The sequence below is a fragment of the Streptomyces himastatinicus ATCC 53653 genome, from assembly GCF_000158915.1.
In the GTDB taxonomy this organism is placed as follows: Bacteria; Actinomycetota; Actinomycetes; order Streptomycetales; family Streptomycetaceae; genus Streptomyces; species Streptomyces himastatinicus.
This window is the reverse complement of the sequence record NZ_GG657754.1, coordinates 4089852-4101272: the sequence shown is the minus strand read 5'-3', so window position 1 is coordinate 4101272 and position 11421 is coordinate 4089852. Positions and strand designations below refer to the sequence as shown.

Genomic DNA, 11421 nt, shown 5'->3' with positions numbered 1-11421 from the left:
GAGGAGCGCTTGGCCGGGCCGCCGCCCTGGCGGGTGGCGGCCGAGATCATCCGGTGCTGGTCGATGAACGGCCGGATGCCCCGCACCTCGACCGCCGTCAGCCACTGGAGCCGCAGCTGCTCGGGCCCGCCCGGCTGGTTGCGCAGCGCCGCCTGCGGTGCGCCGCGGGCCAGTGCGCCGCGGTGAGCTTGAGGACGGCCGCGGCCGACCCCGCCACCGCCGCGGTCACACCCGCGCCCAGCGCCGTGCCCGCCGAGGTGCCGAAGCTGAGATCCGCGCCGAAGGCGGCGGCCGCCGCCACCGCCGCGGCCAGCGCCGGGGTGGACAGCCGCTCGCGACCCAGCATCGCCGAGAGCGGTCTGCTGCCCGCGTCCGCCTCGTCCAGGGCGCGCACATACGCGCCGTACTCCTCGGCCGCGGTCGCCGCCATCTCGTCCAGCGAGCCCCGCGCGCGGCTGAGCAACACCCCGCCGTCCGTGCGGCCGCCCGAGCGCCGCACCTCCTCCTCGACGGCCCGCGTCAGCAGCCGCTCGACTTCCGTCCGGTGGCTGTCCCGCAGCACGGCCAGTGAGCCCGGCATGTGATCCCCCTCCTGCACGAGCGCCACGCGTGAATCGCGCGTTGCTCCCCAAGTCTTCCGCTTCTGCCTCATTTCCGGCAGCCCTGTGGATAACTCCCCCTGTGGACAAGAAGGTCAGGGGAGGAGTCAGGAAGGAGTCGGGGGAGGAGGGGATCGGGTGGGAGGGTCAGGGGAGGATCGAGTCGACGTAACCGCCGTCGACGCGTACGGCGCCGCCGGTCGTGGCGGATGCGTACGGCGAGGCGAGGTAGACGACGAGGTTGGCGATCTCCTCGGGCTCGATGAGGCGTTGCAGCAGCGACTGCGGGCGGTGCTTGATCATGAACTCGCGCTGCGCCTCCTCCCAGGGCAGCTCGTCGCCGACCAGCTCGCGGACGAACCCCTCGACGCCACCGGTGTGGGTGGGCCCGGCGATCACGGAGTTGACGGTGACTCCGGTGCCCGCGGCCTCCTTGGCGAATCCGCGGCCGACGGCGAGCAGCGAGGTCTTCGTCATGCCGTAGTGGATCATCTCTGCCGGGATCACCACGGCCGAGTCGCTGGCGAGGTTGAGCACGCGCCCCCAGCCCTGCTCCGTCATGCCGGGCAGATAGGCGCGGATGAGGCGTACGGCGGAGAGGACGTTGACCTCGAAGTAGCGGCGCCACTCCTCGTCGCTGATCTCCAGCGCGGGCGCGGAGCCGAAGATGCCGAGGTTGTTCACGAGGATGTCCACCCGGGGGACGGCATCGAGGACGGCGCGGGTGCCTTCCTCGGTCGCGAGGTCCCCCGCGGCGCCCGTGGTGTTCTCATTGCCGGTCTCGGCGCGGATGGTCCGGACCGTCTCCTCGACGCGCTCCGCGCCGCGGCCGTTGACGACGACGTGGGCGCCGGCGCGGGCGAGGCCGGTGGCGATGGCCGCTCCGATGCCCTGGGTGGAGCCGGTGACCAGGGCGGTCCGGCCGGAGAGATCGATCTGCATGGGTGACGCCCTTCTCGGTGGCGGTGGCGGTGGCGGTGGCGGTGGCGGTTTCCGTAGCGGGGTCAGTTGAGGGTGTCGGGATCGGGGCCGGTGCGCAGGCCGCGGTCGAGGTCGGCGAGGGCGGCCAGGTCGGCAGGGGTGAGCTGGAAGCCGAAGACGTCCAGGTTCTGCCGGATGCGCTCGGGGGTGACGGACTTGGGGATCACGATGTTGCCGGTCTGGAGGTGCCAGCGCAGCACGACCTGCGCCGGAGTTACGCCATGTGCTTCGGCGACGCGCACCACGGCCTCGTCCCCGAGGACCGCGCCCTGGGCCAGCGGACTCCATGCCTCGGTGGCGATGCCGTGCTCGGCGTGGAAGGCGCGCAGCTCCTGCTGCTGGAGGCCGGGGTGCAGCTCGACCTGGTTGACCGCGGGGGTGATCCCGGTGTGCTCCAGCAGCCGCCGCAGATGACTCACCTGGAAGTTGGAGACGCCGATGGCCCGGGTGCGGCCGTCGGCCAGGATCTTCTCCAACGCCCGGTAGGTGTCCAGGTACAGGTCGCGGGCGGGGGTGGGCCAGTGGATGAGGTAGAGGTCGACGTGGTCGAGTCCGAGCTTGTCCAGGGAGGCGTCGAAGGCGGCGAGAGTCTTGTCGTATCCCTGGTGCTCGTTCCACAGCTTGGTGGTGACGAACAGGTCCTCGCGGGCGATGCCGGAGTCGGCGATGGCCTTGCCGACGCCGCGCTCGTTGCCGTAGATCGCGGCCGTGTCGATGCTGCGGTACCCGGCCTCCAGCGCATGGCTCACGGCGGCGGTGGTCTCCTGGTCGGGGACCTGGAAGACGCCGAAGCCCAGTTGCGGCATCGTCACGCCGTTGTTCAGCGTCACGTTCGGCACAGCGGTCATGAGGGGGGTTCCTTTCGAACGGGGGGGGCGAACGGTGAACTGCGAGAGGTGTCAGGAGAGGACGCGCTCGGCGTCCGGCGCGTCCGCCGCGACATCGGACGATGACCCTCCGGAGGCCGCGACGCGGGACGCGGGGCGCAGCTCCAGGCGGCGGGAGACCAGGGCCAGCGCCAGGGCGGTGGCGGCCAGGACGGCGCCCACGGCGTTCGGCGCGGCGTAGCCGAACCCGGCGGAGATCACGAGGCCGCCGAGCCAGGCGGACAGCGCGTTGCCCAGGTTGAACGCCCCGATGTTGACGGCCGACGCCAGCGTCGGTGCGCCATGTGCGTGGTCCAGGACCCGCTTCTGCAACGGCGGGACGGTGGCGAACCCGAGCGCGCCGATCAGGAAGACCGCCGCGACGGTCGTCCCCTTGCCCGAGGCGAGGAACGTGAAGAGCAACAGGGCCAGCGCCAGCCCGCCGAGCGCGGTGAAGAGCATCGGCATGAGCTTGCGGTCCGCGAACCGCCCCCCGAGCAGGTTGCCCGTCACCATGCCGACGCCGAAGACGACCATGAGCCAGGTGACGGAGGACTCCGCGAAGCCGCCGACCTCGGTGGCCATCGGCGCGATGTAGGTGATCGCGGCGAACACGCCGCCGAAGCCGAGAACGGTCATGGCCATCGCCAGGACGACCTGCGTGTCCTTGAACGCGGCCACCTCGTGCCGCAGCCGCACCCCCTCCGGCTTGGGGAGATCGGGCACCAGCTTGGCGACACCGGCCAGGCCGAGCACGCCGAGGGCGGCGACGATCAGGAAGGTGACGCGCCAGCCGGCGGTCTGGCCCACGAAGGTGCCCAGGGGGACGCCGACGACGTTGGCCACGGTCAGGCCGGTGAACATCATCGAGATCGCACCGGCCTTCTTCTCGGGGGCCACCAGTTCGGCGGCCACGACCGCGCCGATGCCGAAGAACGCGCCGTGGGCCAGCGAGGCCACCACCCGGCCGATCAGCATGACGGCGAAGACGGGCGCGAGGGCCGAGATGACGTTGCCGAGGATGAACAGGCCCATGAGCAGCATGAGCATGTTCTTGCGGGAGATCTTGGTGCCGACGGCGGTCATGATCGGGGCGCCGATCATGACGCCTAGGGCGTATCCGGTGACCAGGTAGCCGGCCGTCGGCACGGATACGCCGAGGTCCGCGCCGACCTGGGGCAGCAGCCCCATGATCACGAATTCCGTGGTGCCGATTCCGAAGGCCCCGATGGCCAGGGCCAGCAGTGCGAGCGGCATGAGAGGGGTCCTTTGACGTGCGTGTACGCGGCGGAAGTCAGTGCGCAGCGGCTACAGGCGTGAGCAACTACGGGCATGGGCAATTACAGGCATGGACAATAATTGCATACGCTGGCTAATGCAAGCGCGGGTATAGTGGATGCGAAGACGAGGGCGGCGAGCCCAGGCCCGACAGCCCGGAGAGCCCGACAGCCCGGAAAGTCCGACAGTCCGGAAAGAGAGCGCTGATCATGACTGCCACCGATCCGGCGATGACCGCCCTGGCGCACAGCTGGTGTGCCCTGTCGCTGCTGCACGGCCGCATCGAAGGGCGCGTCGAGCGTGCCCTTCAGACCTCCCACGACCTCAGCGCGCGCGAGTACTCCCTGCTGGACGTCCTCAGCCGCCAGCACGACGGGGAGGGCGGGCATCTCCAGATGCGTCAGGTCGCCGACTCCGTCGTCCTCAGCCAGAGCGCGACCACGCGGTTGGTGACCCGGCTGGAGGACCGCGGCCTGCTCTCGCGCTACCTCTGCCCCACCGACCGCCGCGGCATCTACGTCGACGTCACCGACAAGGGGTCACGCCTGCTGGAAGAGGCCCGCCCCACCCACAACACCGCCCTGCGCGAAGCCCTCGACCAGGCGTCCGCCGAAGCGGAACTGGCGCCTCTCGTCCAGGCCGTCAAGCAGCTCCAGGGGACCACCACCCCGGTCACCTGAGATCAGGTCAGCTCGGGCCGCCGGTGCCGCACGGGGCTGACCGTTTCGAGCGCGGCACCGAGGCGCAGAAGGGTCGCCTCGTCGTACCAACGGGAGACAAGCTGGACGCCGATCGGCAGTCCCTCGCCGCTGGCCCCGAACGGCAGTGACAGCGCGGGCAGTCCGGTGAGGTTGAACGGCACGGTCGCGCGCATGATGCCGCGTGCCGGGACCGTCACGTCGCCCACGTCGAACGCCGACCGGGCGTGCGGCGGGGCGGGGACGGGGCATACGGGGCACAGCAGTACGTCGTAGCGCTCGAAGTATCCGGCGAACAGGGAGCCGAGCGCCTCGACCTGCTGCTGCGCGGTGACGTAGTCGGCCATCGCGACGTCCGGCGCGCTGAGCGTCCGCCGGATGACGCCGTGCACCTCGGATTCGCGACCGGCGACGACCTGCCGGAAGTACGGCACGACCTCGGCGGTGTACAGCACCGCGCTCAGCGTGGTCGCGTCGAGCGTCTCCAACTCTCCCAGGGGAGCGGGCTCGACGGTGCAGCCCAGTGTCCGCAGCGCGTCGGCCGCCGCCGCGACGGTGGCCGTCACCTCGCGGTCCACCGGACCGAAGGCGGGCTCGGCCGCCCAGCCGACCCGCACCCCGGCCAGGTCGCCCGGCCGGTCGACGGGTCGCGGCGCGTGCCGTACGTAGCCGTCGACGCCGTCGGGCCCCGCGAGGATCTTCAGCGCGGCCATGATGTCCCGCACGCTGCGGGCCATCGGGCCGACGTGCCAGTAACGGCGGGGAGCCTCGGGCCAGTGCCCGGTGACCGGGATCCGTCCCCGGGTCGCCTTCAGCGCGACGATGCCGGTGTCGTGGGCGGGCCCGCGCACCGAAATGGCGACGTCACTGCCCAGCCCGAGCGGCGACATCCCGGCGGCGATCGCGGCCGACTCCCCGCCGCTCGAACCGCCCGGAGTCCGCTCGCCGTCCCAGGGGTTGAGGGTCCTGCCGGTGATCGCGTTGTCGGTCTCGGTCCAGTACGAGAACTCGGGCAGGTTGGTCTTGGCCAGCGGAATCCCGCCGGCCGCCCGGAGCCGGGCCACCGCGGTCGCGTCGCTCGCGGGCACCCGGTCCCGGAACAGCGACGAGCCGCGCGCGGCCACCATCCCCGCCACATCCAGGGAGTCCTTGACCGTGAACGGAACCCCGTGCAGCGCACCCACGGTGCCGCCCGCCGCCAGCGCTCGATCGGCGGCGCGCGCCGCGGCGAGCGCCTGCTCGGCGGCCACCGTCACGACGGCGTTGACCCTCGGATTGACCGCCTCGATGCGGTCCAGGTGCGCCCGCATCACCTCCACCGCGGAAACCCGCCGCTCGTGGATCAGCTCCGCCAGGTCGGTGGCATCCCGGTAGTAGATCTCGTTCTCGCCCATCGACACCCGCCCCTTCCGCCGCACGGCAAGATCACGGTACGCGGAAGCCACGTGCCGCGGGGACCGGTCCCGCGGGGTGGGAGAGGATGGGGGTATGCCGAACCGCCTGGCGCACGAGACGTCCCCGTACCTCCTCCAGCACGCCGACAACCCGGTCGACTGGCGGCCGTGGTCGGACGAGGCGTTCGAGGAGGCGCGCAACCGCGGGGTGCCCGTGCTGCTGAGCGTGGGGTACAGCTCCTGTCACTGGTGTCACGTCATGGCGCACGAGTCCTTCGAGGACGCCGAGACGGCCGAGTATCTGAACGCCCACTTCGTCTCCGTCAAGGTCGACCGCGAGGAGCGGCCCGATGTGGACGCCGTGTACATGGAGGCGGTGCAGGCCGCCACCGGGCAGGGCGGCTGGCCGATGACGGTGTTCCTGACGCCCGACGCCCAGCCCTTCTACTTCGGCACCTACTTCCCGCCCCGCCCCCGGCCCGGGATGCCCTCCTTCCGGCAGGTGCTGGAGGGGGTGCGCGCCGCGTGGGCCGACCGGCGCGACGAGGTCCGGGACGTGGCCGGGAAGATCGTGGAGGACCTGGCCGGGCGCACCGGTATCGCGCTGGGGTCCGGGGCGCCCCAGCCGCCCGGTGCGGAGGATCTGGCCGCCGGGCTGATGGGGCTGACCCGGGAATTCGACGCGGTGCGCGGCGGATTCGGCGGGGCGCCGAAGTTCCCGCCGTCCATGGCGCTGGAGTTCCTGCTGCGCCATCACGCCCGGACCGGTTCCGAGGGCGCGTTGCAGATGGTGCAGGCCACCTGTGAGGCGATGGCCCGCGGCGGCATCTACGACCAGCTCGGCGGCGGGTTCGCGCGCTACGCTGTCGATGCGGAATGGATCGTCCCGCACTTCGAGAAGATGCTGTACGACAACGCGCTGCTGTGCCGCGTCTACGCCCACCTCTGGCGGGCCACCGGCTCGGACCTCGCGCGCCGGGTCGCCCTGGAGACCGCCGACTTCCTGGTCCGCGAGATGCGCACCGAGCAGGGCGGATTCGCCTCCGCGCTGGATGCCGACAGCGACGACGGCACCGGCCGGCACGTCGAGGGCGCGTACTACGTCTGGACGCCGGAGCAGCTGCGCGAGGCGCTGGGTGAGGCGGACGCCGAGCAGGCCGCCGCGTACTTCGGGGTGACCGAGGAGGGCACCTTCGAGAAGGGTGCTTCCGTCCTCCAGCTGCCCGACGGTGCGCGCCCGGCCGATGCCGCACAGCTCGCCTCCGTACGGGAGCGGCTGCTGGCCGCGCGGGAGCGGCGGGAGCGGCCCGGTCGCGACGACAAGATCGTGGCCGCCTGGAACGGGCTGGCCATCGCCGCGCTCGCCGAGACCGGCGCCTACTTCGACCGTCCCGACCTGGTCGAGGCCGCGACCGAGGCCGCCGACCTGCTGGTACGGCTCCACATGGACAACGGCGGGCGGCTCGCCCGCACCTCGCTGGGCGGCGCCGTGGGTGCCCACGCGGGCGTGCTGGAGGACTACGCCGATGTGGCCGAGGGCTTCCTCGCCCTGTCCGCGGTCTCCGGCGAGGGCGTATGGGTCGATTTCGCGGGGCTGCTGCTGGACACCGTGCTGCACCATTTCGCGGCCGAGGACGGCACCCTGTACGACACGGCCGACGACGCCGAGGCGCTCATCCGCCGCCCCCAGGACCCGACCGACAACGCCGTCCCCTCGGGGTGGACGGCGGCCGCCGGGGCGCTGCTGTCCTACGCCGCCGTCTCAGGGAGCGGCCGCCACCGGGAGGCGGCCGAGCGGGCGCTCGGCGTGGTGCGGGCGCTGGCGGGGCGGGTGCCGCGGTTCATCGGCTGGGGGCTCGCGGTGGCCGAGGCGCGGCTGGACGGGCCGCGCGAGGTGGCCGTCGTCGGACCGGACGACGACCCCGCGACGCGCGCCCTGCACCGGGCCGCGCTGCTAGGCACGGCGCCCGGGGCGGTGATCGCGGTGGGCGCGCCCGGATCCGACGAGGTGCCGCTGCTGGAGGGGCGGGTGCTGCTGGAGGGGCGCCCGGCGGCGTACGTCTGCCGTCACTTCACCTGCGACGCCCCGACAGCGGATGTGGCGGCGCTGACGGCGAAGCTCGGCGGCTGACAGAGGCCCGGTTACAGCGGCAGGCCGCGGGCGAGCATGCCCAGGGCGCGGTCGATGTCGTCCTCCATGGCGTCCACCCGGTGGTGGTCGAAGCTGTGGAAGACCGCCTCCTGGAGGGCGCCGAGGACCGCTCCGACGAGCACCCGCACCTCCAGGTCCTCCGGTGACCGGCCGCTGCGCTCGGCCAGCACCTCGCCCAGCAGGGTCCCGGTCTTGGCCATGCCCTCGCCCATGCGGGCGCGCAGCGCCGGGACCTGCCGGATCAGGGTGAGGCGGGTCAGCATCTCCGCGCGCTCGTCCTCGGTGAGCTGCCGCGCCATGTCGATCAGCACGCGCCGCAGGGAGGAGACCGGCGGCTCGTCCAGCGGCCGGTCCCGGATCCCGGCGGCCATGGCCTCGTCGTACTCGTCCGTGAGGACGATGTCCTCCTTGGTGGGGAAGTAGCGGAAGACGGTACTGGTCGAGACCTCGGCGGTCTCCGCGATCCGTTCCACCGGGGTGGCGTCGTAGCCCTGGTCGGCGAACAGCCGGTAGGCGGCCCGCCGGATCGCCTGCCGGGTCTGGATCTTCTTGCGTTCGCGCAGCCCGGGCCGGGGACCGGCGGGAGACGTGTGTGCGGAGGCCATGTCGATCATTGTCGGGCACCGGCGGGCGGTGCCGACTCAGCAATCGAGTCAGGAATGCTGATAGGCGACCAGCGAGATTCCCACGTAGTGCACGACGAAGGCGGCGAGCGTGAAGGAGTGGAACACCTCGTGGAAGCCGAACCAGCGGGGTGAGGGGTTGGGGCGCTTGGTCCCGTAGATCACCGCGCCCGCGCTGTAGAGCAGACCGCCGACGACGATCAGCGTCATGACGGCGATGCCGCCGGTGCGCAGGAAGTCCGGCAGGAAGAACACCGCCGCCCAGCCCAGGGCGATGTAGCACGGGGTGTAGAGCCAGCGCGGGGCGCCGACCCAGAACACCCGGAAGGCGATCCCGGCGAGCGCTCCGGCCCACACCAGCCAGAGCAGCAGCTGCTGTTTGCCGTGCGGGAGGAGCAGCATCGTGAAGGGCGTGTAGGTGCCCGCGATGATCAGGAAGATATTGGCGTGATCCAGGCGGCGCAGCACCGCCGTGGCGCGCGGGCCCCAATTGCCCCGGTGGTACAGGGCGCTCGTACCGAAGAGCGCGCAGGCCGTGAGCGTGAAGATGGCGCACGCGATGCGCCCGCGCGGACTGTCGGCGAGCGCGGTGAGCACCACTCCCGCGATGAGCGCGGCCGGGAACATGCCGGCGTGCAGCCAGCCGCGCAGCATGGGTTTGAGGGGAATCGGGCCTGCTTCGGGCCCTGGTGATGGGTCAACGGCGGCGTCGGGCGCGGCTGCAGTCATGGCGCTCATGCTACCCAGCCACCCTGCGTTACCGGTCGTATCGAGTGGTGATGGTCACCAAGGTGCCCACTGGACAGATCGCCCGTACCGTCGGATGATCAAATGAGCGCGGTCGGCACCGGATGAGCTGAGCATCCGGGTCGCAGCCCCCAAGGGGTAGCTGTCTCCATATGCGGATATGCGTGCACATATTCGCCCAAACCCTCAAACCAAGACGCCGGAGCAGTGCGGTTCCGGCGGGATGGAGCGATCGTGGCGCCCAGCAATGTGGCTTCCTCCCTCATCACGGCCCCGACCAGCCACCAGGAACTGATCTCCTGGGTCGGCGAGATCGCCGCCCTCACCCAGCCCGATGAAGTGGTGTGGTGTGACGGTTCGGAGTCGGAGTACGACCGTCTGTGTGCGCAACTCGTCGAGAAGGGCACGTTCAAACGTCTCGACCCGATCAAGCGCCCCAACTCGTACTACGCGGCCTCCGACCCCAGCGATGTGGCGCGCGTCGAGGACCGCACCTTCATCTGCTCCCAGAAGGAGGCGGACGCGGGTCCGACGAACCACTGGAAAGACCCCGGCGAGATGCGTGAGATCTTCGCGGGGGAACAGGGCATATTCCGTGGCTCGATGCGCGGCCGCACCATGTACGTCGTCCCGTTCTGCATGGGCCCGCTCGGCTCGCCGCTGTCCGCGATCGGCGTCGAGATCACCGACTCCGCGTACGTGGCCGTCGCCATGCGCACCATGACCCGCATGGGGCAGGACGTGCTCGACGTCCTGGGTGACAAGGGCTTCTTCGTGAAGGCCGTCCACACCCTCGGCGCCCCGCTGGAGCCCGGCCAGGCCGACGTTCCGTGGCCGTGCAACAGCACCAAGTACATCTCGCACTTCCCCGAGTCGCGCGAGATCTGGTCGTACGGCTCCGGCTACGGCGGCAACGCGCTGCTCGGCAAGAAGTGCTACGCGCTGCGCATCGCCTCCGTCATGGCGCGTGACGAGGGCTGGCTCGCCGAGCACATGCTGATCCTCAAGCTCACGCCGCCGCGCGGGGAGTCGAAGTACGTCGCCGCGGCCTTCCCGAGCGCGTGCGGGAAGACGAACCTCGCGATGCTGGAGCCGACCATCCCCGGCTGGACGGTCGAGACGATCGGCGACGACATCGCCTGGATGCGGTTCGGCGAGGACGGCCGGCTGTACGCGATCAACCCCGAGGCGGGTTTCTTCGGCGTCGCGCCCGGCACCGGCGAGCACACCAACGCCAACGCGATGAAGACCCTGTGGGGCAACTCCGTCTTCACCAACGTCGCGCTCACCGACGACGGCGACGTGTGGTGGGAGGGCATGACCGAGGAGAAGCCCGCCCACCTCACCGACTGGAAGGGCAACGACTGGACCCCGGCGAGCGAGACGCCCGCGGCCCACCCCAACGCCCGCTTCACCGTGCCCGCCGGACAGTGCCCGATCATCGCGCCCGAGTGGGAGGACCCCAAGGGCGTGCCGATCTCGGCGATCCTCTTCGGCGGCCGCCGCGCCAGCGCGGTCCCGCTGGTCACCGAGTCCTTCGACTGGCAGCACGGCGTCTTCCTCGGCGCGAACGTGGCGAGCGAGAAGACCGCGGCCGCCGAGGGCAAGGTCGGCGAGCTGCGCCGCGACCCGTTCGCGATGCTGCCCTTCTGCGGCTACAACATGGGCGACTACATGGGGCACTGGGTCGACGTCGCCAAGGGCAAGGACCAGTCGAAGCTCCCGAAGATCTACTACGTCAACTGGTTCCGCAAGAACGAAGCGGGCACGTTCGTCTGGCCCGGCTTCGGCGAGAACAGCCGTGTCCTGAAGTGGATCGTGGACCGGCTGGACGGCAAGGCCGACGGGGTCGAGACCCCGATCGGCGTGCTGCCGACCAAGGAGGCGCTCGACACCGACGGCCTCGAACTGGACGACGCGGAGCTGGACTTCCTCCTCACCGTCGACAAGGAGGTGTGGCGCGAGGAGGCCGCCCTGGTCCCCGAGCACCTCAACACCTTCGGTGACCACACTCCCAAGGAGCTGTGGGACGAGTACCGGGCGCTGGTGCAGCGCCTGGGCTGAACATCATGTGGATGAACGG

At 71.2% G+C, this 11421-nt stretch carries 9 protein-coding genes and 1 pseudogene; 3 read left to right on the top strand and 7 right to left on the bottom strand.

Features of this window, described 5'->3' with window-relative positions:
- The 4 genes and pseudogenes from SSOG_RS16715 to SSOG_RS16700 all read right to left on the bottom strand — a co-directional run.
- Nucleotides 1-580 (bottom strand): annotated as a pseudogene (locus SSOG_RS16715) (hypothetical protein); the annotation flags it as partial.
- A 166-nt stretch (nucleotides 581-746) separates the two neighbouring features.
- Nucleotides 747-1541, bottom strand: a complete 795-nt coding sequence (locus SSOG_RS16710) for an SDR family NAD(P)-dependent oxidoreductase (RefSeq protein WP_009715419.1) — start codon at nucleotides 1539-1541, stop codon at nucleotides 747-749.
- Nucleotides 1542-1603: 62 nt separating this feature from the next.
- A complete protein-coding gene (locus SSOG_RS16705) occupies nucleotides 1604-2428 on the bottom strand; it encodes an aldo/keto reductase (protein ID WP_009715418.1) in 825 nt (274 codons plus the stop codon).
- Between the two features lie 51 nt (nucleotides 2429-2479).
- Nucleotides 2480-3703 (bottom strand): MFS transporter, encoded by a 1224-nt coding sequence (locus SSOG_RS16700; protein WP_039937819.1) that lies wholly within the window; start codon nucleotides 3701-3703, stop codon nucleotides 2480-2482.
- Between the two features lie 230 nt (nucleotides 3704-3933).
- On the opposite strand from SSOG_RS16700, the gene SSOG_RS16695 reads away from it, so the two are divergent.
- A complete protein-coding gene (locus SSOG_RS16695; RefSeq protein WP_009715416.1) occupies nucleotides 3934-4404 on the top strand; it encodes a MarR family winged helix-turn-helix transcriptional regulator in 471 nt (156 codons plus the stop codon).
- A 2-nt stretch (nucleotides 4405-4406) separates the two neighbouring features.
- Here SSOG_RS16695 and SSOG_RS16690 read toward each other — a convergent pair whose 3' ends face one another.
- Entirely contained in the window at nucleotides 4407-5816 is a 1410-nt protein-coding gene (locus SSOG_RS16690) for an amidase (RefSeq protein ID WP_039941189.1), read from the bottom strand.
- 94 nt (nucleotides 5817-5910) lie between these two features.
- Here SSOG_RS16690 and SSOG_RS16685 point away from each other — a divergent pair, with 94 nt between their 5' ends.
- Nucleotides 5911-7947, top strand: a complete 2037-nt coding sequence (locus SSOG_RS16685; protein WP_009715414.1) for a thioredoxin domain-containing protein — start codon at nucleotides 5911-5913, stop codon at nucleotides 7945-7947.
- An 11-nt stretch (nucleotides 7948-7958) separates the two neighbouring features.
- Here the strand turns inward: SSOG_RS16685 and SSOG_RS16680 are convergent, their stop codons facing one another.
- The gene (locus SSOG_RS16680; protein WP_009715413.1) at nucleotides 7959-8582 is read right to left on the bottom strand and encodes a TetR/AcrR family transcriptional regulator; all 624 of its coding nucleotides are present in this window, start codon (nucleotides 8580-8582) and stop codon (nucleotides 7959-7961) included.
- A 39-nt stretch (nucleotides 8583-8621) separates the two neighbouring features.
- A complete protein-coding gene (trhA, locus tag SSOG_RS16675; protein ID WP_009715412.1) occupies nucleotides 8622-9320 on the bottom strand; it encodes a PAQR family membrane homeostasis protein TrhA in 699 nt (232 codons plus the stop codon).
- A 252-nt stretch (nucleotides 9321-9572) separates the two neighbouring features.
- On the opposite strand from trhA, the gene SSOG_RS16670 reads away from it, so the two are divergent.
- A complete protein-coding gene (locus tag SSOG_RS16670; protein WP_009715411.1) occupies nucleotides 9573-11402 on the top strand; it encodes a phosphoenolpyruvate carboxykinase (GTP) in 1830 nt (609 codons plus the stop codon).
- The last annotated feature ends 19 nt before the right edge of the window (nucleotides 11403-11421 follow it).

Coding starts and splice junctions, on each gene's coding strand:
- SSOG_RS16680 (WP_009715413.1), bottom strand. CDS start 8,582: ATGATCGACATGGCCTCCGCACACACGTCTCCCGCCGGTCCCCGGCCC.
- SSOG_RS16700 (WP_039937819.1), bottom strand. CDS start 3,703: ATGCCGCTCGCACTGCTGGCCCTGGCCATCGGGGCCTTCGGAATCGGC.
- SSOG_RS16685 (WP_009715414.1), top strand. CDS start 5,911: ATGCCGAACCGCCTGGCGCACGAGACGTCCCCGTACCTCCTCCAGCAC.
- SSOG_RS16710 (WP_009715419.1), bottom strand. CDS start 1,541: ATGCAGATCGATCTCTCCGGCCGGACCGCCCTGGTCACCGGCTCCACC.
- trhA (WP_009715412.1), bottom strand. CDS start 9,320: ATGACTGCAGCCGCGCCCGACGCCGCCGTTGACCCATCACCAGGGCCC.
- SSOG_RS16690 (WP_039941189.1), bottom strand. CDS start 5,816: ATGGGCGAGAACGAGATCTACTACCGGGATGCCACCGACCTGGCGGAG.
- SSOG_RS16695 (WP_009715416.1), top strand. CDS start 3,934: ATGACTGCCACCGATCCGGCGATGACCGCCCTGGCGCACAGCTGGTGT.
- SSOG_RS16705 (WP_009715418.1), bottom strand. CDS start 2,428: ATGACCGCTGTGCCGAACGTGACGCTGAACAACGGCGTGACGATGCCG.